Origin of the sequence: Actinomadura sp. K4S16, assembly GCF_008327685.1 — a bacterium.
Classification (GTDB): Bacteria; Actinomycetota; Actinomycetes; order Streptosporangiales; family Streptosporangiaceae; genus Spirillospora.
The window spans coordinates 381,408-402,513 of record NZ_BDDE01000015.1 but is presented as its reverse complement, the minus strand read 5'-3'; the positions used below and the strand labels follow the sequence as shown (position 1 = coordinate 402,513).

General features: G+C 72.3%; 23 protein-coding genes. 12 read left to right on the top strand and 11 right to left on the bottom strand.

The genetic code is table 11. The features are described from left to right. Positions 1–44 precede the first annotated feature (44 nt). The 3 genes from K4S16_RS23025 to K4S16_RS23015 all read left to right on the top strand — a co-directional run bounded on the left by K4S16_RS23025 (position 45) and on the right by K4S16_RS23015 (position 2,691). Positions 45–818 carry an SDR family oxidoreductase gene (locus K4S16_RS23025; RefSeq protein ID WP_149261061.1) on the top strand — a complete coding sequence of 258 codons (774 nt, stop codon included), beginning with the start codon at positions 45–47 and terminating at the stop codon, positions 816–818. Positions 819–1,096: 278 nt separating this feature from the next. Next, complete coding sequence (locus K4S16_RS23020; protein ID WP_149261060.1) at positions 1,097–1,696, top strand: RNA polymerase sigma factor; 600 nt, start codon at positions 1,097–1,099, stop codon at positions 1,694–1,696. 2 nt (positions 1,697–1,698) lie between these two features. After that, positions 1,699–2,691, top strand: coding sequence for a CU044_5270 family protein (locus tag K4S16_RS23015; protein WP_149261059.1), 993 nt, complete (start codon positions 1,699–1,701; stop codon positions 2,689–2,691). Positions 2,692–2,872: 181 nt separating this feature from the next. Here the strand turns inward: K4S16_RS23015 and K4S16_RS23010 are convergent, their stop codons facing one another. Together K4S16_RS23010 and K4S16_RS23005 are read right to left on the bottom strand one after the other, a co-directional pair. Then, positions 2,873–3,736, bottom strand: coding sequence for an alpha/beta fold hydrolase (locus K4S16_RS23010; RefSeq protein ID WP_149261058.1), 864 nt, complete (start codon positions 3,734–3,736; stop codon positions 2,873–2,875). Positions 3,737–3,756: 20 nt separating this feature from the next. Next, positions 3,757–4,686, bottom strand: a complete 930-nt coding sequence (locus tag K4S16_RS23005; protein WP_149261057.1) for a metal-dependent hydrolase — start codon at positions 4,684–4,686, stop codon at positions 3,757–3,759. A gap of 226 nt (positions 4,687–4,912) precedes the next feature. Between K4S16_RS23005 and K4S16_RS23000 the strand changes: the two genes are divergently transcribed. After that, positions 4,913–5,527, top strand: coding sequence for a TetR family transcriptional regulator (locus K4S16_RS23000; protein WP_160160997.1), 615 nt, complete (start codon positions 4,913–4,915; stop codon positions 5,525–5,527). Between the two features lie 60 nt (positions 5,528–5,587). Here K4S16_RS23000 and K4S16_RS22995 read toward each other — a convergent pair whose 3' ends face one another. Continuing rightward, complete coding sequence (locus K4S16_RS22995; protein ID WP_149261055.1) at positions 5,588–6,028, bottom strand: DUF6069 family protein; 441 nt, start codon at positions 6,026–6,028, stop codon at positions 5,588–5,590. Positions 6,029–6,038: 10 nt separating this feature from the next. Next, a complete protein-coding gene (locus tag K4S16_RS45835; RefSeq protein WP_235037038.1) occupies positions 6,039–6,251 on the bottom strand; it encodes a hypothetical protein in 213 nt (70 codons plus the stop codon). Here K4S16_RS45835 and K4S16_RS22990 point away from each other — a divergent pair. After that, the gene (locus K4S16_RS22990) at positions 6,159–7,037 is read left to right on the top strand and encodes an AraC family transcriptional regulator (protein WP_235037031.1); all 879 of its coding nucleotides are present in this window, start codon (positions 6,159–6,161) and stop codon (positions 7,035–7,037) included. The two genes, K4S16_RS45835 and K4S16_RS22990, sit on opposite strands and share 93 nt — an antisense overlap. Here K4S16_RS22990 and K4S16_RS22985 read toward each other — a convergent pair. From K4S16_RS22985 to K4S16_RS22975, 3 genes are all read right to left on the bottom strand, one after another. After that, the gene (locus K4S16_RS22985) at positions 7,008–7,334 is read right to left on the bottom strand and encodes an MmcQ/YjbR family DNA-binding protein (protein ID WP_200842041.1); all 327 of its coding nucleotides are present in this window, start codon (positions 7,332–7,334) and stop codon (positions 7,008–7,010) included. The genes K4S16_RS22990 and K4S16_RS22985 overlap by 30 nt on opposite strands. Positions 7,335–7,486: 152 nt before the next feature. Continuing rightward, a complete protein-coding gene (locus K4S16_RS22980) occupies positions 7,487–9,097 on the bottom strand; it encodes an FAD-binding oxidoreductase (protein WP_149261053.1) in 1,611 nt (536 codons plus the stop codon). Between the two features lie 216 nt (positions 9,098–9,313). Further along, entirely contained in the window at positions 9,314–9,979 is a 666-nt protein-coding gene (locus K4S16_RS22975; protein ID WP_149261052.1) for a TetR/AcrR family transcriptional regulator, read from the bottom strand. Positions 9,980–10,074: 95 nt separating this feature from the next. Between K4S16_RS22975 and K4S16_RS22970 the strand changes: the two genes are divergently transcribed. From K4S16_RS22970 to K4S16_RS22960, 3 genes are all read left to right on the top strand, one after another. Then, positions 10,075–10,764, top strand: coding sequence for a hypothetical protein (locus K4S16_RS22970; RefSeq protein WP_149261051.1), 690 nt, complete (start codon positions 10,075–10,077; stop codon positions 10,762–10,764). Further along, complete coding sequence (locus K4S16_RS22965; RefSeq protein WP_149261050.1) at positions 10,761–11,570, top strand: SDR family oxidoreductase; 810 nt, start codon at positions 10,761–10,763, stop codon at positions 11,568–11,570. The genes K4S16_RS22970 and K4S16_RS22965 overlap by 4 nt, the downstream gene beginning before the upstream one ends. 153 nt (positions 11,571–11,723) lie before the next feature. Continuing rightward, on the top strand, positions 11,724–12,320 hold the full coding sequence (locus tag K4S16_RS22960) for an HD family hydrolase (protein WP_149261049.1): 597 nt from the start codon (positions 11,724–11,726) through the stop codon (positions 12,318–12,320). Between the two features lie 75 nt (positions 12,321–12,395). On the opposite strand, the gene K4S16_RS22955 is transcribed toward K4S16_RS22960, so the two are convergent. Then, positions 12,396–13,841: an MFS transporter gene (locus K4S16_RS22955; protein WP_375708340.1), complete on the bottom strand. Its 1,446-nt coding sequence runs from the start codon at positions 13,839–13,841 to the stop codon at positions 12,396–12,398. A 115-nt stretch (positions 13,842–13,956) separates the two neighbouring features. On the opposite strand from K4S16_RS22955, the gene K4S16_RS22950 reads away from it, so the two are divergent. Further along, positions 13,957–14,568, top strand: coding sequence for a TetR/AcrR family transcriptional regulator (locus K4S16_RS22950; RefSeq protein WP_149261048.1), 612 nt, complete (start codon positions 13,957–13,959; stop codon positions 14,566–14,568). 18 nt (positions 14,569–14,586) lie between these two features. Here K4S16_RS22950 and K4S16_RS22945 read toward each other — a convergent pair whose 3' ends face one another. Beyond that, positions 14,587–16,089 (bottom strand): SulP family inorganic anion transporter, encoded by a 1,503-nt coding sequence (locus K4S16_RS22945; RefSeq protein ID WP_375708339.1) that lies wholly within the window; start codon positions 16,087–16,089, stop codon positions 14,587–14,589. Between the two features lie 219 nt (positions 16,090–16,308). Next, positions 16,309–17,916 carry a peptide chain release factor 3 gene (locus K4S16_RS22940; protein ID WP_149261047.1) on the bottom strand — a complete coding sequence of 536 codons (1,608 nt, stop codon included), beginning with the start codon at positions 17,914–17,916 and terminating at the stop codon, positions 16,309–16,311. Positions 17,917–18,134: 218 nt separating this feature from the next. Here K4S16_RS22940 and K4S16_RS22935 point away from each other — a divergent pair, with 218 nt between their 5' ends. Next, positions 18,135–18,854: a spermidine synthase gene (locus K4S16_RS22935; RefSeq protein ID WP_149261046.1), complete on the top strand. Its 720-nt coding sequence runs from the start codon at positions 18,135–18,137 to the stop codon at positions 18,852–18,854. A 41-nt stretch (positions 18,855–18,895) separates the two neighbouring features. After that, complete coding sequence (locus tag K4S16_RS22930) at positions 18,896–19,279, top strand: MerR family transcriptional regulator (RefSeq protein ID WP_149261252.1); 384 nt, start codon at positions 18,896–18,898, stop codon at positions 19,277–19,279. A gap of 12 nt (positions 19,280–19,291) precedes the next feature. Here K4S16_RS22930 and K4S16_RS22925 read toward each other — a convergent pair whose 3' ends face one another. Then, complete coding sequence (locus K4S16_RS22925) at positions 19,292–19,930, bottom strand: TetR/AcrR family transcriptional regulator (protein WP_149261045.1); 639 nt, start codon at positions 19,928–19,930, stop codon at positions 19,292–19,294. A gap of 110 nt (positions 19,931–20,040) precedes the next feature. Between K4S16_RS22925 and K4S16_RS22920 the strand changes: the two genes are divergently transcribed. Next, on the top strand, positions 20,041–21,045 hold the full coding sequence (locus K4S16_RS22920) for an oxygenase MpaB family protein (RefSeq protein ID WP_149261044.1): 1,005 nt from the start codon (positions 20,041–20,043) through the stop codon (positions 21,043–21,045). Positions 21,046–21,106: the final 61 nt, after the last annotated feature.

The window sequence follows — 21,106 nt, the reverse complement described above, 5'->3', positions numbered from 1 at the left end:
GGTCGGTGACCGCCGGCCGGGAACGTCACCTGAAGGGTTGGACCATGACTCAGACCTCCGCCACCCCGCTGTCGGGCCGTGTCGCAGTGATCAGCGGTGCGTCCAGCGGTATCGGCGAGGCCACCGCCGAGCAGCTCGCCGCCCAGGGCGCGACCGTCGTGCTGCTGGCCCGCCGCGAGGACCGGCTCGCCGATCTCGTCGCGCGGATCGAGAAGGACGGCGGCTCCGCCGTGGCGATCGGCGTGGACGTGACCGACGCCGCCGCGGTCCAGGCCGCCGCCGACCGGGTCGCCGCCGAGCTGGGCGGCGCGGACCTGCTGTTCAACAACGCCGGGGTGATGCTTCCGGCGCCGGTCGAGGAGCTGGCCGCCGACCAGTGGAAGCACCAGATCGACCTGAACGTCACCGGCCTGATGAACACGATCGGCGCGTTCGTCCCGCAGCTGGTCGCGGCCGGAACCGAGCGCGGCGTCGCCGACCTGATCAACACCTCGTCGATCGCCGCGCAGAACATCTTCCCCAACTTCGCGGTGTACTCGGCCACCAAGGCGTACGTCACGCACCTGTCGCGGCACCTGCGCGTCGAACTCGGCGCCAAGAACGTGCGGGTGGCGGCGATCGAGCCCGGAATCGTCGGCACCGAGCTGCAGAGCCACGTCACCGACCCCGGCGCCCAGGAGTGGCTTGAGGGCTCCAAGGAGACGATGGAGTGGCTCACTCCGCAGGACGTCGCCGCCACCATCGGCTTCCTTGCCGCGCTGCCGCCGCGCGTCAACCTCCAGCAGGTCACCATCATGCCCACCGGCCAGCCCTCCTGACCCCCGGCGCGGCCCGGGCTCCGCATGGCGGCGGGGCCCGGGCTCGCCGCCTCGCGCGTGACTTATGGAGTCGGATCGGCTCCGTTCGCGAACGGGTTCCCCGGATCGGTACGGCTGTGATCGCTTAGCCTCCAGACCGGGTCCGGCTCTGACGGGTTTTCGACCCTCACCCGATGAGCGGCGGCCTCCAGCACCGGCCGTGAACCCGGACCGTGCCGTCGGCCAAGGAGAGGTGACCCCGGTGCCCGCAACGGGCCCTGACGAAGGGACACCGCTCTATGGCCGAAGCGCCGCCAGGCTCGAAGGCCGCGTTCTCGACCGACGTCGACGACGCGAGCCTCATCGAGCGGTCGCGGAGAGAACCCGAACTCTTCGCAGCGATCTTCGATCGCCACGCCGACCGGCTGCGCGGGTACGCCGCGCGCCGTCTCGGCCCCGACGCCGCCGACGACGTCGTCGCCGACACGTTCCTGATCGCCTTCCGCCGCCGGGACCGCTACGACCTCTCGCGTACGGACGCGGCGCCGTGGCTGTACGGCATCGCCACCAACCTGATCGGCGAGCGGCGGCGGGCCGAGGTGCGGATGTACCGCGCGTACGCCCGCTCCGGCGCCGACCCCCTCGCCGCCGAGGGCCACGCGCAGCGGGTGGCCGACGCCGTCTCCGCGCAGGCGGAGGGCTCGCGGCTGGCCGCCGCCCTCGCGTCGCTGAAGAAGCGCGACCGCGACGCGCTGCTCCTCTACACCTGGGGCGACCTCTCGTACGAAGAGGTCGCCCGCGCCCTGGACGTGCCGGTCGGCACGGTGCGCTCCCGTCTCAACCGCGCCCGGCGAAGCCTGCGCGCGGCCCTCGGCACCCCGACGACGAGTGAGGACTGACCATGGACGAACTGAACACGCTGCGGAACATGCGGGCCTCCCTGGCCGAGCCCGAGCCGGTACGGCTCGCCGCGGTCCGGTCGCGGGTGACCACGGGATTCGGCGAGCGGGGACGCCGCGTCCGGCTGCCGCGCACCGGCGTCCGGCTCGTGGCCGTCGGCGCCCTGGCCGTCACGGCCGCGGCCGGGATCACCGTCGCCCAGAACCTGGGAGGCGTGGACGAGGACGGCCATCGCCGGTCCGGCATCCCGGGCCTGCCCGCCGGGCCCGTCGCGTCCGCCGCCGAGCTGACCCACCGGGCCTCGCTCAAGGCGGCGACCGAACCCGCCTGGAACCCGCGCCCAGACCAGTGGACCTACGTCAAGGAGTTGCTCGCGACGTCCTCCGCGGGCACCGCCGGCTCCGTGTCGGGACGACCTGACAAGCGCACCACCGTCGAACGCTGGATCCGGGTGGACGGCATGCGGCGGGCGACCATGGAGAACGGCGGACGGCTCGAGAACGCTCCGACCACGCCGATGGACCGCTCGGCCGTGCCGCGCTCCGACTACACCTACCTCCGGTCGCTGCCCACCGACCCGAAAGCCCTGCTGGCGCTCGTCTACCAGCAGTCGGGGCAGACGCCCCTCGGGCGCGACGCCGGGGCGTTCACCACGATCCAGGACCTGATGAGCCGCAGCGTCCTGCCGCCGAAGCTGCGCGCGGCGCTGTACGGTGCGCTCGCCGCGATCCCCGGCGTCCGGTTCGCCAGGGACGTGACCGACGCGGCCGGGCGCCACGGCGTCGCCCTCTACCGGATCGACGAGGGCTACCTGCGCACCGACGTCATCATCGACCCGACCACCTTCGCCTACCTCGGGCACCGCGCCATGGCCGTCAAGGACCACACGTCGACCGGCGGCGACGGCACCGCGCGGTTCACGAAGGGCCAGAAGCTCGGCTGGTCCGCCCAGCTGGGCACCGCCATCGTCGACCGGCCCGGAACCCGGGGATGAGAAGGCCCCTGGCCGTCACCGGCGTCACCGGGTCCCGCGTCGCCGACTCCGTTACATAGCCGGCGTCCGCCGGGTTCGGGCCGTTCGCAGATGCGGACGGCCCGGACCGCTGGGCCCGGTCGGGACGGTGTGATCAGCGGTCGGTCGGCACTTCCGCCGGGCGCCTGCCTGGCTGAGACCGTCAGGTGAGCCAGTTCAGGATGCGGGCGTTGATCTCCCGAGGCCGCTCAAGGTGCAGGAAGTGGCCCACGCCTTCGATGATCTCCATCTTCGACCCCTGCGGCAGCCCCTGGTCGGCGTCCCGCACGAGGTCGGCCGCCAGGGCGCCGTCGGCCGCGCCGTGCAGGTAGAGGATCGCGCGTTCCCCCTTGCGGCCGGCCGCGGCCTGCTCCTCGGCATAGGCCGGGACATGGTGTGAAACGTCCAGCAGTGCGCGGTAGTAGCCGATCGCGGCCGCGACGTTGGCCGGCTCGCTCAGGCACTGGACGACGTGCGCCACGTCCTCGGCCGCGGCGTACCCGGGGGACCAGTCGCGCCACAGGCCCTCGATGAAGTCCGGGGTGAGCGCCAGCTCGGCGAGAGGGGTCTGGAACAGGAAGATGTAGAAGGACCGCTTGAACTGCTCGTAGCCGAAGAACGCGTTCAGCATGGCGGACACGGGCGGGACCGCCAGGGTGACGACCGTCCTCCAGCGGTCCGGTGCGTGGGCGGCGGCCGAGTACGCGGCGATCGCGCCCCAGTCGTGGCCGATCAGTACCGCGTCCGAGCCGCCGCCGAGCGCCTCGTGCAGCGCGTTCGCGTCGGCCGCGAGCGCCCCGCTCTGATAGGCCCCGTCCGACGGCACCTCGGTGGGCGCGTAGCCGCGCATGAACGGGGCGACCGCGTGATAGCCCGCCGCGGCGAGCTCGGGGAGCAGATACCGCCAGGAGTAGGCCGAGTCGGGGAAGCCGTGCAGGCACAGGGCGAGCGGGCCGTCGTCCGGCCCGGCCGACAGGTAGCCGAAATCCAGACCGTTGGCTTTGATCGTCCGTATCGGCTGAGTCATGTCGATCTCCGTCATGTCGCTCAAGAGGCGCTCCGCAGGGGCTTGCCTTCGAACCGGGTCATGTCCACGCCCTCGTCGTAGGCGGCGAACCAGGTCTCGGCCCAGGCGGGCAGGGGCTCGTCGGCCGGCCGGTGGTGCGGGGTCTGCGACAGCAGGAGCCGCAGGAGGGCCACCATGAGCTGACGGCCGGGCACCGCTTGGAAGGCGGTCGGACGGTCCGACGAGCGCCTCCGGGGTCCGATGAGGGGGAGGTGCACCGCGGCCTCCCGCACCCAGGCCTGCTTGGATTTGATGCGGCGGAGATCGGTTTGCAGGTCCTCGGGCGGTACGTGGCGGTGGAAGCCTTCGATGACCTCACCGTAGAGCCGGGTCAGATGCCCGAAGACCCGCGGGGCCGTCCGGGTGCGGTACCAGGGGTCGTCGATCAGCCCGTGGTAGATGACCAGGGCTGAGCTGCGGTGCTCGATCTCTTCGACCAGATGCCACACCAGCAGGGAGGCGACCCTCGCGTCGCCCGGGCTGAAGAGCGTCGAGCGGTTGTCGAGCATCATCTTGAACAGCGGCGTGAACGTGGCCTCGACGGCGGCGATGTAGGCGATGCCGAACTCGGGCGACTCCCGCTCCCGCAGCCGGTCGTAGTCGGCGATCGCGCCGTCCAGGACGTCCCGCAGACCGGGGTACTGCCGGATGAGCGCGTTGACGTGGAGCCGGTGTGCGCGCGAGTGCTGCCCCTCCTGCCGCAGGAAGGCCTCGGCCTCCTCGACGATCCCGGGGTCGCTCAGCCTCGGGAGGACCTGCCGGGTGACGCCGAGGATGTACCGCTCGAAGGCGATGGCCAGCACGCTGAGCGCGTTGACCAGCAGGCCGAAGTCGGGGTTGGCGGGGTTCCACTGGAAGGGCACGGACTCGTCGAACTCGAATGGGATCTTGCGGATCTGCAGGTCGGTCACGGTCGCGTTCTCCTTGTGGCATCCCGCGGGGCGTTCGCCATGGCGGCGGCCGAGCCAGGGCGAACGCCGAGGGCGGCGGACGGCTCGTCGGCTCGGCACGCCTCCATGTTGACACTCTATGCTCAACTGTCAAGGGCAAGAACGGTCAGACAATAACTGTCACCCATGGCGTAGTGACTGGGTCGATGTCAGCTGCATGGACAGTCCGCTTGATAGTGTCGAGCCCGTGACCAGTTCCGCACCGGCCAACTTCCACGCGCGAGTGCGCCACCAGCTGCATCACGACGCCCTCGACGCCGCGTACCGGCTCCTGGTCGACCGGGGCTGGGCGGCGGTCACCATGACCGCGATCGCCGCCGAAGTGGGCGTCAGCCGCCAGACCCTCTACAAGGAGTTCTCCTCCAAGGACGAGATCGGCCAGGCCCTGCTGAACCGCGAGGCCGCACGGTTCCTCGACGGCGTCGCCGACCGGCTCGCCACGCACGACGACCCCGTCGCCGCGATCGAAGCCGCCGTCCGCTACGGACTCACCGAGGGTTCGGCCAACCCGCTGCTGCGCGCCGTGCTGTCCGGCGACCACGGCGGCGACACCCTGCTCGGCCTCCTCACCGCCAACTCCCAGCCTCTGATCACCCTCGCCGGGCAGGTGCTGCAGGAGCACATCACCGCCCGCGCACCCCATCTGGACGAGGAGGACGTCACCGCCACCGCCGACGCCCTCGTCCGCCTCACCGCCAGCCACCTGCTCCAACCCCTCGACCCCACCGAGACGACCGTCGCCCGCCTGACCCGCCTCGCCCGCCGCAACCTCGTCCCGCGCAGCGACCCCGACCAACCGTGATCCCGCCCCGTCCGGGAACGCGCTCTGCTCGGCCCCGCATTGGGGCCGAGCCGGTGGGCGCTACTTCGCGGGTCGCTCGCGGTGCGGAACCGGCCGGTTCCGGCGGCTCAGGAGCGGGACGAGTACGGCGGCGACGATCAGGTGCAGCGACCCGAGGATGAGCCGGGTGCTGCTTGACGCCTCGACGTACAGCACCGGCACGAACGACACCAGCAGCACGATGAAGGCCGATCCGGTCCAGATGGCCGGAGCGCGGTCGGTCAACCGGTCCAGCGCCGCCCGCGTGGCCGAGGCGAGCAGACCCACGACGAACGTGACGCCGGCGGTGAGGGGCAGGCCGACCACCTGGCCGGGCCGTCCATCGCCGGGATCAACGCGAAGGTCGACGCCCAGGCCGTGCGCCGCGGTCCACACCAGGACCGTGGCCAGGACGGCGCCGCCCACCGCGTAGGCGTAGCGGCGGAGGTTCTGACCGGCCGGGCGGGTGGGAGTGGTCGTCATCTGGGCTCCTTCAGGGAATGAGGATGGTCTTGCCGCTGGTGCGGCCGGCTTCGGCGTCGCGGTGCACGGCCGGCAGCTCGGTGAGGGGGCGGGACGCCGTGGCGTCCACCCGCACCGCGCCCGCGTCGATCTGCGCGGCCCCTGCTGGCTCATTCCCGAAGAGGGTGAGCCCTTCCCGCTCGCCGTCGGCGACGTGGTGTTCCTGCCCCACGCGGGTCGGCACGGCCTGGCCGACGCTCCGTCCACGCCGCTGGCCGAACACGTCTGCGACCCGCGGGAAGGCCCCAGGTTCGAACGCAGGTACGCCGCGCCGCCGGTCGGCCGGGCACCCGCCGGTGCTTCGACCACGGTGACGTTGTGCGGGGCCTACGAGCTCGACGCCGCTCGCGTCCACCCGCTGCTGGCCGACCTGCCTCCGCTGCTGCACCTGCCCGCTCGGCTCGGACGCCATCCCCGGCTGCGCGCCGCCGTCGATCTGCTCGGCGCCGAGCTGGAGGAACCGCAGCAGGGGACGGGTGCCCTGGTGCCCGCGCTGCTGGACACGCTGCTGCTCTACATCCTGCGGGCCTGGTTCGCCGACCAACCGGCGGACGGCGGGGCCACCGGATGGGCGGCGGCGCTCGCCGATCCCGCCGTCAGCGCCGCGTTGGGGGCGATCCACGACGATCCGGCACGGCCCTGGACCGTCGCGAGCCTGGGCGCGCACGCGGCACTGTCGCGGGCCGCCTTCTCCCGCCGTTTCACGGCGCTGGTGGGGCGGCCGCCGCTCGCGTACCTGACCTGGTGGCGGTTGACGACCGCGATGCGGCCGCTACGCGATTCCGACGCTCCGCTGAGCGCCGTGGCGGAGCAGGTCGGGTACGCCTCGGAGTTCTCCTTCGCCAACGCGTTCAAGCGCGAGTTCGGTGTCTCCCCCGGGCGCCACCGGCGCGACAGCCGCACTCCTGGCCGGCCGGACCGGACGGAGGACGCCGAGCCGTCATCCGGCCGCGAGGCGTTTCGGGGCTGAGAGCCGCCAGGCCTCGGTGACCAGCTCTCTCATTTCCTCGGGGTCGACGCTGGCCAGCTTGACCTCCACCCATGCGAAGCGCCCACTGGCCCAGGACGGGGAGAAGGTGCCGGGGTCGTCGGCAACGAGGGCGGCCTGTTCCTCCCGGGTGGCCTTGAGCAGGACGAAGCCCTCGTCCTCGTTGAAATAGCAGAACCCCTTGTCGCGGACCCGGAAGCCGGTCAGGTTCGAGAACGCCTCGCGTTCGGTGACCTCCGGCAGGTCGAGCACCATGTGCAGGAACTCCTCAGGACGCATGCCCGAAGGTGTACCAGCCGGGTCGGACGCTTCACCGCCGTCGATACCACCGCGGTCACCGGTCCTGCCCGGCCGATGAGAGGACCGCCCCCGCCGAGACCGTCTCACTCGGCGGGGGCGCCGGCAGTGGCGGATGCTCGGGGCCCGTGCTTTCAGCGCGTGGACTTGGGTTGGATGGACTGGCCGTGGTGGAAGACGTTGAGGGGGTCCCAGCGGGCCTTGATGCGCTGCAGGCGGTCGTAGGCGTCCTTGTAGTACAGCTGCGACCAGGGCTGTTCGGACTTGTTCCAGTCGTCGTCGGACAGGTCGACGTCCGGGTAGTTGATGTAGCAGCCGTCGCTTCGGCCGTCGGTCACCGGGACGCCGCCGGTCTCGGCGAAGGTGGCGCGGTAGGTCTCGCGGATCCATTTCAGATGCCGCGCCTCGGCCTCGTGGTCGGGGAGCGAGTCGCTGGGCCGGTTCCAGTACACCTGGTACTGCATTTTCAGGATCGAGTCGCGTTGCCGGGTGGCGGTGTCGCGGGGCGGACGGTTGACCGCCGAGCCGTAGGAGTCGATCTGGATGACCGCCGCCTTGTTGTCGTAGTCCTTGAAGTGGGCGTTGCCGAGGTAGTCCCACATGGCGCCGATCTGGTCGTCCGTGAGGGGTTTGCGCAGGTAGGCCGACTTGTACTTGCCGCAGCGGTTCTCCCCGGAGCCGTTGAGGGCCTGCGTGGCGGTCAGCCACGGCATCATGCGGGGGTGCCATGCGTTGGGGATGGCGGCGTGCTCGGCGACCGACTCCCACATCGGCCTCGAGTCCGGCACGGCGCGGCTGTCGACCTGGCGCAGGAAGTCCTGCATCGCGGCGACACCCGCGTCCTTGGTGTCGCCGGGATCGTCGGTGGCGGTGTCGACCTGGGCGACCAGGCCGATCTCGCCGTTGGCGCGGTGGTTGAGGGTCAGCAGGGCGAACAGCCGTCCGGCCGCGGTGCCGGGGTCCTGGTGGCGGGCGAAGTAGTCGCAGTAGTTGGCGACCAGTGGAATGAAGTCCTTCTTCTCCTTGAAGCCGGACCACGGCCAGGCGCGGGCGGTGATGAGGACCTTGCGGGGCGGGGTGGGCAGGTCCCGGAACCAGAACCGGGTGACGACGCCGAAGTTGCCGCCGCCTCCGCCCGTGTGCGCCCACCACAGGTCCCGCACGTGGGGGTCGGGGTCGTCGCGGGTGGCGACCACCAGGTCCACGGTGCGGTCGCGGTTGACCACGGCGACCTCGACGGCGTAGAGGTAGTCCACCGTCAGGCCGGCCTGGCGCGACAGCAGCCCGTAGCCGCCGCCGGTGATGTGTCCGCCGAGCCCGACCGAGTAGCACGATCCGGCGGGCAGGGTGCGGCCCGACAGCGGGAACAGGTGGCTGTAGACGTGCCAGTTGGTGGCGCCCGCCTCGACGGCCCAGGCCTCCAGGCGCGGGTCGTAGGCGATGCCGCACATCGGGCTGAGGTCCAGGATCACCCGGACGTCGTCGCCGCACACGAAGTCCTCGTAGCAGTGGCCGCCGGACCGGACGGTGACGCGCGTGCGCTTCGGGTCGGCGGGCTTCTGGTTGACCGCCTCCCGCAGCGCGGTCACCACGCCGTCCGAGGAGGTGATCAGCCGCACGTACTCCGGGTGGGCGATCCACCGCTGGTTGAAGCCGCGGCTCAGCGTGGGGTACCGGCCGTCGTCGGGTCCGATGGTGATGGCGGGACGCTTTTCGGGTTCGAACGGCGGAGGGTTGGGGGGCATGCACTGACCTCCGGGGGGACTCGAGCCGGTGACCCGGCCGGGCGGAAGGAGGCGGCCGATCCGGGACGCGGGGGACGCCCGGATACGTCCGGCCCCTCCACTACTAGTTGACCCAGAGTGTTGCTGTGAATGCTATGAGTAGTAGATCGTTGGAAGATCTCTGGCGGTCGACGCCCCCGGAGCGGCCTTCCGCCGGCCGCCGTTCGGGCGGTGGGGTCAGGGGTTGCGGACGCGGTGGCGGGCGTGGTCGGCGGCACCGTTGCCGGTGATCAGCCACAGGGTCGTCAGGTCGTCGATGAGGATGTCGAGCGGGACGGCGACGGTGCCGTTCACCCAGGCCAGGATGGTTTCGGCGGTGCCGCCCACCACGAAGGGCGGGGCCGTCCGGGCGAGGCTGTCGGCGGCGAGTTCGACGCCGTGGATGGCGCGGGCGTGGTCCATGAGGATCTCGGTGAGGCCCTGGACGACGGCGGCCCGGTGCTGCTGGATGAGCGGCGGGCCGCCGACCATGCCGAACAGGACGCGCGCCTTGCGGGGGTCGTCGGCCAGGCCGTGGACGACCGCGCCGATGGCGGCGCGGGCCTGGCCGGCCAGAGGGAGGCCGGCGGAGGCGGCGTAGGCGTCGAGTGCGGCCTGGCCGACCTCCTGGGCGATCTGGTCGATGGCCGCGACGGCGAGCTGGTCGAGGTCGGTGAAGCTCTCGTAGAAGTAGCGCTTGTTCAACTCCGCTCGGGCGCACAGCCGCGCGACGGTCTCGGCCCGCCAGGCGCCGTCGGCCATGGAGGTGAGGGCGGCGTCGATGAGCCGCCCGCGGCGGACCGCCTTGCGCTGGTCGGCGGACTGCCCTCCGTAGGCGCGCCGCCGGACCGTCTCGTCTGCCACCAGGTCATGGTGGCATCCCGCCGGACCCGCTCTTGACACCTCCTGCCCGCCATCTGGTACAAAAATGTACCAGATTCGATCCGTGGAGGTTCTCGATGACCACCGAACGTGCCGCCGCCGCGGTGCCGCGCCCGGCCGGCGAAGCCGCGGGATCGGGCGATCCGCTGCTGGACGAGCTGCGGGCGCTCGCCGCCGTCTCGCCCTGCCGGGCCCGGGTCGCGGGCTGGGAGTACCTGCGCGAACTGGGGCGCAAGAACGACCGCGCCGCGATCTCGGCGCTGTTCGCCCGCGGACTGCCCCCGGGCGAGCTGGACGGGAGGCTGGAGGGCCTGATCGTCGGCCGGCTGTTCGGCATCCCGGAGGCGGCGCTGGCGAACCCGCTGCTGGCGATCGACCCGACCTGGCTGGGCAAGACCTTCGACGCCGCCGCCGGAACCGGCTTCAACCGGCTGATCCCGCTCGCCCGGTACGCGATGCGGGTGATCGCCCCCCGCTACGGCGGGCTGCGCCGCGCCGGGAACGCGATGGAGGGGTTCGACTTCGACCACCGCCTGGACACCGGGCTGATCGAGCCCCACATCCCGGTCCGGGCCCTGGACTACGGCGTGAGCGCCTATCGCAACCCGAGCGTGCGGACGTTCCCGATCAAGCGGACCCGCGACGAGATCGTGGAGCTCCTGCCCGGCCTGTACCTGGGCCGCGCCCTGCTGACCATGCACAGCGGCGAGATCCGCACGGTCGCCCACTTCGCGCTCCGCGAACCGGTCGCCGGGCTGCGCGCATGATCGAGCTGAAGGGCGCGGTGGTGTGCGTGACCGGGGCCGCCCGGGGCATCGGCCGCTGCACGGCCGCCGCGCTCGCCGCCCGCGGCGCGCGCGTGTGGATCGGGGACGTCGACGGCGACGCGGTCGCCGAGACGGCGTCCGACCTGGGTGTGAAGGGCCATCTGCTGGACGTCACCGATCCGGAGGGCTTCCGGGCGTTCCTGGACGCCGCCCGCGCGGACGGCCCGGTCGACATGCTGGTCAACAACGCGGGCATCATGCGGATGGGCGCGTTCTCCGAGCAGTCGCTGGCCGGCCACCACCACGAGATCGCCGTCAACCTGTCCGGTGTGGTCAACGGCACCTACCTCGTCCTGCCGGACATGATCGCCCGGGGGCGCGGCCACATCGTGAACGTGGCGTCCATGGCCGCCAAGGTGACCACCCCCGGCATCGCGGTCTACTGCGCCACCAAGTTCGCCGTGGCCGCGCTGTCGCGCGCCGTCCGCGCCGAGCTGCACGGCACCGGCGTCACCCTCACCACGATCATGCCGGCCGCCACCCGCACCGACCTCACCTCCGGTGTCTCCCTCGACCTCCAGCCGACGCTGAAGCCCGAGGACGTCGCCGAGGCGATCGTCGCCAGTGCCCGGCACGGCCGCCGGGAGGTCACCGTGCCGCGCTGGCTCGCCCCCATGGGCGCTGTGGAGCAGGCCCTGCCCGAACCGGCGCTGGAAACCCTCAAACGCGTCGTCACCCGCCACCGTCCGCCCGGCGACTTCGACCCCGACGAGCGGCGGGCCTACCTCGACCGCACCGGCCCCTGACCCGCTGTCCGGGCGGACGCGGCACAGCGGGGACGCCCTGTCCGCCCGGCGGCGTATGTGGGGACCACCGAGCTGAATCCCGCCTGATCCCCCGGCGCGCCACGAGCACGTGAAAGCCTGGTCCGGCGGACGACCGGGGAGAGAAGGGCGGGCATGGCGAACGAGACGGAGCGGCTGGCTGGCTTCCTGTACGAGATCGGCCTGCTCAAGCGCTACAAGCGCACGGGCTGGCTCGTGGCGGGAGTGAACGCCCCGGAGAGCATCGCCGACCACTCGTTCCGTACGGCGGTCATCGCGAGCGTCCTGGCCGCGCTGGAGGGCGCCGACCCCGCCCGCGCCGCGCTGCTGAGCCTCTTCCACGACAGCCAGGAGACGCGCCTCACGGACCTCCCGTACCTGGCCAGACCGTACGTGGAGAAGGCGCCCAACGAGCAGGTCACCGAGCACCAGACACGCGGCCTGCCGGAAGCGGTGGCCGCCCTGATCACGGGTGCCGTAGCGGAGTACGAGGGCAAGGACAGCGCCGAGGCGCTGTGCGCCCGCGACGCCGACAAACTGGAGTGCCTCATCCAGGCCATCGAGTACCGGGAGCAGGGCAACCGGAACACCCAACCGTGGATAGACAGCTCACTGGCCCAACTCCAGACCCCGTCGGCCAAACGCCTCGCCGAGCAGACCCAGAAAACCGGCTCCCTAGCCTGGCTAACCCAAGCCCTGAACACCCCCAGAAACCCTGAAGACCTCCCGTGACCCCGCCGCCGGATTCAGGACTGCGAATGTGCCGGCCGATGCTCTTGCCGCCCTCGAGGAGTACGGCCTTCCGGCTCACCGCGGCGTGTCCGCGGCCGCGGGGTCGCGTCTGGGCGGGAGGGCGAGGGAGGCGGCGGCGATGGCGAGCAGCATGACCGCCATGATCAGGAAGGCGTCGCCGTAGGCGTCCGCGAGGGACGGCGGGGTGGGGGCATGGTCTGCGACGGCCGCGGTGAGGGCGGCCAGGCCTAGGGCGCCGCCCACCTGTTTGGCGGTGTTCATCAGGCCGGAGGCCGCCCCGGCGTCGCGCTCGGTGACGCCGGAGGTGACGGTGGCCGTCAGGGGCGTGTTGAGCAGGCCGCCGCCGACGGACATGAGGACCGCCGGGCCGAGCACGGCCGAGAGGTAGCCGCCGTCCGCGGTGATGCGGCTCTGCCACAGGAAGCCGGCGGCCGCGACGAGGGCCCCGGCGATGACGAGGGCCCGGTCGTCGACCCGCCTCATCAGCCGCGGGGTGGCGCGCAGGCCGACGATCATCGTCAGGAGCGTGTGCGGGAGGAAGCCGAGGCCCGTCTCCAGCGCGGTGTAGTGCAGGACGTCCTGCATGTAGAGGGTCAGGAAGTACCACATCGGCACCTGAAAGCAGGCGCCCGCGAGCAGCATGACCGCATTCCCGGCGGAGACCGCCCGGATGCGGAACAGCCGCGGCGGGATCAGCGGGTCGCGGGCGAGGCGCGTCTCGATGAGCGCGAACGCCGCGAGGAGGAGGGCCGCGGCGGCGAGGGCGGCCGCGGTCACCGGGTCGTCCCAGCCGCGCGGTCCGGCCTGCATGATGCCGTAGGCGAGCAGCGCCAGGCCGGCGGTGGCCGTGGCGGCGCCGGGAAGGTCGAGGCGGGCGGCGCGCCCGGTGCGGCGGCGGGCGGCGGGCAGGCGGCCGGTCAGGGCGAGCGCGGCCGCGCCGATCGGCACGTTGATCAGCAGGATCCAGCGCCAGGACAGCGACTGCGTGAGGACGCCGCCGACGAGGTTTCCCGCCGCGCCGCCCGCCAGGCTCACCGCCGTCCAGACGGCGAGGGCGCGGGTGCGGCGGGGGCCTTCGGGGAACGTGGTGGTGAGGACGGTCAGGGTCGCCGGAGCGAGGACGGCGGCGCCGACCCCCTGCGCCGCGCGCGCCGCGATCAGCAGCGCGGGCGTGGTCGCCAGGCCGCCGATCAGGCTCGGGACGGTGAACAGGGCGAGGCCGGCGACGAGGACGCGTCTGGTCCCGTAGAGATCGGCCAGTCGCCCGCCCAGGAGCAGGAAGCCGGCGAAGGCGAGCGTGTAGGCGCCCGCGACCCACGGCAGGTCGGTGGCCGCGAAGCCCAGGGACGTCTGGATCGAGGGCAGCGCGACGTTCACCACGGAGACGTCCAGCACGACCATGAACTGGGCGGCGCAGGCGAGGGCGAGGATCACCCGGGACGCGGGTGCGGCCGGCGCCTCGGCGGTCGTGCGGGCACCGTCCGGTCCGGTTCGGGTCACATGCCACCGCCAGTCAAATCAATGTGCTCACATCGTATTGCTCGCATCAGGCTAGGGTCGGCTAGGTTCGGAGGTCAATCCGATGTGGTCGCATCGATAAAGCCGGGAGTGGTCGATGGAGCGGCGGACGCGCGGGCCGGGGGCGGGCCACGAGGTGCGGCGGCGGGAGATCGCCGACGCGGTGCTGGCGGTCGTCGCCGAGCGCGGCCTTCCGGCCGTGTCGCTGACCGAGGTCGCGGCGCAGGCGGGGGTGTCGGCGGGACGCGTCCAGCACTACTTCCCCACCAAGCAGAAGCTCGTCGAAGCCGCGTTCGAGCGCGGCAACGAGCTGAGCGCCGCCCGCATCAGGTCGCTGGTGGGCGAGGACCTCGAAGGCGCCGCGCCGCGCACGGTGCTGGTCGTCGTGCTGACCGAGCTCATCGCCTACGACCCCGAGACGCGGGCGCACATGCGCGTCCGCCAGTCCTTCACCGCGCTGGCCCTCACGGACGAGTCGATCGCGCGGCGCATGCGGGCGGACTACGCGCGCTTCCACGACCAGATCGCCGACCTGCTCCGCAGGGACCGGGAGGCCGGGCTCCTCTCCGCGGTGGTGGACCCCCGAGAAGCGGCCGTCGATCTCGTCGCGCTCGCCGAGGGCCTCGCCTACTACGTCCTGATCGGCGTCACCGCACCGGAGGCGGCGCGTGACCGCGTCCTCAACGCGATCGCCGCCCTCTACCCCTGACGCGTGAGCGCCGGGCGGTCAGTGGCTTCCGGCGAGCTCGCCGCTGAGGGCGCCGTGCATGCGGGCACTGTGCTCGTTGAGGCCGACGATCTCGACGGTCTTGCCGTGCCGCTCGTATTTGGTGGTGACGGCGTCGAGGGCGGCGACGGTGGAGGCGTCCCAGACGTGGGCGTCGGTGAGGTCGATGGTGACGCGGTCGGGGTCGCCGGCATAGTCGAACTGGTAGACCAGGTCGTTGCTGGAGGCGAAGAACAGTTCGCCGGTGACGGCGTAGACGACCTGGCCGCCGTCGGGGTCGGTGACGGCGGAGACGTTGACCAGGTGCGCGACCCGGCGGGCGAAGACGATCATTGCGGTGATCGAGCCGGCGACCACGCCGATGGCGAGGTTGTGGGTGGCGACCACGACGGCGACGGTGACCGCCATGACGATGGTCTCACCGAGCGGCATGCGCTTGAGGGTGGACGGCTGGACCGAGTGCCAGTCGAAGGTGCCGACCGAGACCAGGACCATGACGGCGACCAGGGCGGCCATGGGGATGTCGGAGACGATCGGGCCGAAGGCGATGCACAGGGTCATCAGGAACGCCCCGGCCAGGAAGGTCGACAGCCGGGTCCGGGCACCGCTCTTGACGTTGATCATGGTTTGGCCGATCATCGCGCAGCCGCCCATGCCGCCGAAGAACCCGGTGACGATGTTGGCGATGCCCTGTCCGATGGACTCGCGGGTCTTGCCCGAGCGGGTGTCGGTGATGTCGTCGACGAGCTTGGCGGTCATCAGCGACTCCATCAGCCCGACCAGCGCGAACGCCAGCGCGTAGGGGGCGATGAGGGTGAGGGTGTCCAGGGTGAGGGGGACGTCGGGGATGCCGGGGGTGGGCAGGGAGGACGGCAGTGCGCCCTTGTCTCCGACGGTCGGCACGGCGATGCCCGCGGCGACGGTGATGACGGTGAGGATGACGATCGACACCAGCGGCGCCGGGACGGCCTTGGTGACGCGGGGGAACAGCACCATCAGCGCCAGACCGGCGGCCACCAGCGGGTAGACGGGCCACGGGACGTTGCGCAGTTCGGGGACCTGCGCCATGAAGATCAGGATGGCCAGGGCGTTGACGAAGCCGACCATCACGCTGCGCGGCACGAACCGCATCAGCCGGGCCACGCCCAGCGCGCCGAGGACGATCTGGAAGATCCCGGCGAGGACGACGGTGGCGAACAGGTGTCCCAGGCCGTGCTCGCGGGCGATGGGCGCGACGACCAGGGCGACCGCGCCGGTGGCCGCGGAGATCATCGCGGGGCGTCCGCCGACGACCGAGATGGTGACGGCCATCGTGCAGGCGGCGAACAGCCCGATCCGCGGGTCCACCCCGGCGATGATCGAGAAGGAGATCGCCTCGGGGATCAGCGCGAGCGCGACCACCAGGCCGGCCAGCGCCTCGGTGCGCAGCAGCCTTGCGGTGACCGGCTGCGAAGGCGTGAGAGCGGGCTTCAGATGGCGTGCCAGGACGGCAGGCAGGCTCAAAACACTCCAGACATGAATCGTCCGCACCGGTACGGCGCGGGCACACGAACAACGGCGTGCGGGCGGGGGCCGGCGCCGATGCCGGCGAGAAGGCCGCGGGACGCGCGGGCGGTCAGGCCGCGGCTCGTTCACTACCCTAACGTAAGGGGAGAGTTTCCGGTGCCGCCGGGAGGCGCCGGGCAGCCGGCAGGGACGAGCGTCACACCCCTCGCGGGCGGGTCAGTCCAGGACGCCGGCGGCCAGCATGGGGGTGAGGGTGACGTCGGGGTGCTCGCGTTCGATGGCGCGCACCCGCCACTTGTCGACGAAGACCGCGACGTACGAGCCGTCGAGGGTGCGGGTGAGCACCTCGACGCCGCGGCGCCCGGCGAGCGTCTCGGCGGACTCCTTGTCGGTGACGCGGGCGGTGGTGTAGTCGAGGCGGGTCAGCTCGACCGGCGCGCCGAACTCGTCGGCCATCCGCGCGGTCACCACGTCGAATTGCAGCGGCCCGACCGCGGCGAGCACGGGGGCCTGGTCGCCGCGCAGGTCGCTGCGCAGCACCTGGACGACGCCCTCACTGTCGATCTGGTCGATGCCGCGGCGGAACTGCTTGGCGCGGCTGTTGTCCTTGACCCGCGCCACCATGAAGTGCTCGGGGGCGAACGCCGGGATCGGCGGGAAGGCCACGGGGGTCTTGGTGTACAGGGTGTCGCCCACGGTCAGGCCGGAGGCGTTCGGCAGGCCGATCACGTCCCCGGGGTAGGCGGCGTCCAGGGTGGAGCGGTCGCGGCCGAAGACCGTCTGGGCGTACTTGGTGGCCAGCGGACGCCCGGTCGGGGCGTGGGTGAGGGTCATGCCGCGCTCGAAGCGGCCCGAGCAGACCCGGATGAAGGCCAGCCGGTCGCGGTGTGCCTTGTCCATGCCCGCCTGCACCTTGAACACCTGCCCGGAGAACGGCGCCGACACCGGGCGCTCGCGGCCTTCGGAGTCGGTGCGCGCGGACGGCGCGGGCGCCAGCCGGCGGACGGTGTCCAGCAGCGCGCTCACGCCGAAGTTGGGCAATGCGGCCCCGAACAGCACCGGGGTGCAGACGCCGGCGGCGAAGGCGTCCATGTCAAGGGTGGCGCCGATCTCCTCCAGCAGCGCCAGCTCCTCGTTCGCGGTCGTCCACGCCTGGCCCTCCTCGGCGGCGGCCCGGTCGGCCGGGACGTGCTCGGCGGCCGCGCGGGTGGCGCCGCCGGGGGTGCGGCGGAACCGCGTGAAGGAGCCGTCGGCGCGGTCGATCAGGCCGCGGAAGTCGCCGGCGATCCCGACCGGCCAGTTCAGCGGCGCCGGGCGCAGGCCGATGCGCTGCTCGACCTCGTCCAGCAGCTCCAGCGGCTCGCGGCCCGGCCGGTCCCACTTGTTGACGAAGGTGATGACGGGGATGCCGCGGTGCCGGCACACGTCGAAGAGCTTGAGCGTCTGCGCCTCCAGGCCCTTGGCCGAGTCCAGCAGCATGATCGCCCCGTCCACGGCGGCGAGCACGCGGTAGGTGTCCTCGGAGAAGTCGGCGTGGCCCGGGGTGTCGAGCAGGTTCAGCAGGGCGCCGCCGAACTCGAACCGCAGCACCGAGGAGGTGATGGAGATCCCGCGCGAGCGCTCCATGTCCATCCAGTCGGACCGGACGCCCCGCCGGCCGGCCTTGCCGTGCACCGCGCCCGCCTGCTCGATCGCCTGCGCGTGCAGCGCGAGGGCCTCGGTCAGCGTGGACTTGCCCGCGTCCGGATGACTGATCACCGCGAACGTCCGGCGCCGCGCCGCCTCCGCCGCGACGTCCTCCGCCGTCCCGATTCCGGCGCTCACCGCGCTCCTCTCCCGTGCTCCGCCTCGCCGGGCCCGGCCGGACGCGTCCGGTCCGCCACGGCCGCTCGTACGTCCGAGACCGTCCCGGAACAATCTAACCTTACGTTAGAGTTCGAGGTGGGCGGGTCGGCGGAGATGGCTTGCACGGCTGTCGCCGCGCCCGCAGAGCCGACCGGACGGCCGGCCGGACGCCGCAGGACCACGAGGATGTGAACCCCATGGGCGCACGGTTCGAAGAACTCGACTGGCGTCCGACGCCCATGGGCGCCGTCAGCCTGCGGCGGCGCCGCGATCCTGCCGCCGGCGTCGATGTCTACGAGATCAAACTCGATGACGACTTCCTGATGTCGAGCCTGTGGACGGAGGGCGAGACCGAGCTCGCCCGCCTCGGCCTGGCCGCGGCGGTGGGTGACGCGCTCGACGTCGCCGTGGGCGGGCTCGGTCTCGGCTACACCGCCCAGGCCGCGCTGGACGATCCCCGCGTGCGTTCGCTCGTCGTGGTGGAGGCCCTTGCCGAGGTCATCGAATGGCATCAGGCAGGGCTGGTGCCGCTGGGCGAACGGCTGGCGGGCGACGAGCGCTGCCGCCTGGTCCAGGGTGACTTCTTCGCCATGGCCCCTTCCCCGGACGGGCTGGACCCGCGCAATCCGGAAGCCCGCTTCCACGCGATCCTGCTCGACATCGACCATTCGCCGAGCCACGTCCTCGACCCGGCCCACGCCTCGTTCTACCGGCCCCCGGCGCTGGGTCGCATGGCCGAGCGGCTCCACCCCGGCGGCATCTTTGCCCTCTGGTCGAACGAAGCCCCCGACGACGGCTTCAGCGCCGTGCTCGGTGAGGTGTTCGCCGAGGCGGAGGCGCACGTCGTGGAGTTCTCGAACCCCATCCAAGGGGGTACTTCAGCCAACACCGTCTACGTCGCCCGCACCGAGCGGTGAGGCGGGCCGGCGTGGGGAGGAAGCCGACGGACGGCCGGCAGATGCAGATCGGCGAGGTCGCGGACCGGACCGGTCTGAGCCTGCGCACCATCCGCCACTACGAAGAGGTCGGCCTCGCGGTCCCCACGGCGCGCTCGCAGGGCGGGTTCCGCCTCTACACGGACGAGGACGTCGCGCGCCTGCTGGTCATCAAGCGGATGAAGCCGCTCGACTTCACCCTCGAAGAGATGCGCGACCTGCTGACCGTCCTGGACGAACTCCGCTCCGGCGACGCCGACGAGGCGACGCGGGCCGACCTCGCCAAGCGCCTCGCCCTCTACCGCGCCCTGGTCGAGGAGCGCTGCGAGAAGCTCCGCACCCGCCTGTCGGACGCCGAGCGGTTCTCCACCGAACTCACGTCGGAACTGCGCAAGCACCGCCGCTGACCCGGCGGGGGCTCACTCGCCGGGGAGGTGGGGGGCGGTCGTGGCGTGCAGGGCGAGGGAGAGTTCGACGGCGCTGTCGACGACGGCGTCGAGGTCGTCGCCCAGCCGTCCGTCGGCCCACTGCTGGGCCAGCTCGGTCATCGCGCCGGTGAACATCGTCGCGCCGACGACGACGGGGAGCCGCGGGCTCTCGGTGCGGCTCATCGCGAGGACGCCCTCCAGCAGGGCGGTCTGCGCGGCGCGGCGGCGCTCGGCCAGCACCTCGTGGCCGCGCGCCTCGGCGAACAGTACGCGTCCGCGGCGGGGGTCCTCGCTGATGAAGCTCAGCACGGCGCGGATGCCCGCGCGCGTGCGGACGTCCGGGTGTGGGCCCGCCTCCTCCAGGGCGCGGGCCAGGACCTCGGCGAGCGAGGCGGCCTCCCGGTCGTAGACGGCGGCGAGCAGCGCGCCGGTGTCGGGGAAGTTCTCGTAGAAGTAGCGCGTGTGCAGCTCGGCCTCGCGGCAGACGGCGCGGACGGTGAGGGCCGCCTCGCCCTCCTCGCCGAACAGCCGGAACGCGGCCCGGACGAGCATGGCGCGCCGCTCGTCGCGGCGCCTGCTCGCGGGGACCCCGGCCCACCGTGTGGACGCGGCCGTGCGCGTGCTCGCCATGCCGGTCACCCTACCCCCGCGCCGCCGCGCGCCCCGGAAGTCTGGACACGGTTGTACCCAAACACTTACTCTGGATACACCTGTCACCAGAATGGGCCGGGAGTTGCGGCATGCCATCGAGGACCAACATCATCGCGGCGCGGTTCGAGCGGGCCTTCGACACCGATATCCGCTCCAGGTTCTTCCGCGGCCTGGAGTTCGCCGGGCCGGAGGGCGACCCCGGCTGGTTCGGGCCCGGCAGCGCGGTCTGGTACGTCCACTCGCACCTGCCGACCCTGCTGCTCGGGCTGGTCGGGGCCGCCTACATCGAGGGCCTGGACCCGAGCATCAGCTGGATGGCCTACGACCACTCCCGCATCCCCGAGCGCGTCGACGGCGTCCCGACCGGCGGCATCGACCCCGAGGGCGCGGCGGTGCGGCTCGGGCACTCCCTGTCGTTCTTCATCGGGACGGCCTACGGCTCCACCGCGACGGCCGAGCGCCTCGCCCGGACCGTCCGCGCCATGCACCACACGGTGAAGGGCACCCGTCCGGACGGGCTGCCCTACGACGCCGACGACCCCGACTGGCTGCGCTGGAACTACGCCACCGTCGTGTGGGGGCTGGCGACCGCGCACGAGCGCTACCACCGCCGCCCCCTCAAGGGCGACGGCCTGGAGCGCTACTACCGCGAGTTCGTCCGCGTCGGCGAGGCGCTGGGCGGCACGGACCTTCCCGCCACCAAGGCGGAGGTCGCCGAGTGCCTGGAGTCCTACCTGCCGCGCCTCGCCCTCACCCCGATCAAGGCGTTCGGGACCGGGCCCAACCTGCGCGACAGCAAGGCCAAGCCGTGGGAGCCCGGCAGCCCGTTCATGGACTGGGCGGCCCGCGACATGCTGCCGGAGTGGGCGCGGAAGCTCGCCCTCTACCGGCCGCCGAACCCGGTGGCGCTGCGGCTGCGCCGGACGACGCTGTGGGTCGCCCTCAACGCCCTGCACGACGCCACCGGGCCGCTGCCGGAGTTCCGCCAGGCGCGGGCCCGGGTGGCGGCGGGCGCGGCGGCGCCGGTCGCCTCCACCGCGCCGGCCGCGCCCGACCCGGAGCTGTCCCGCGAAGAGGTCGAGGCCATCGCCTGATTTCGGCGCCCACCCTCGCCCCGGACGGCAACCGAATGACATTCTGGTGTTCTGGACGCAG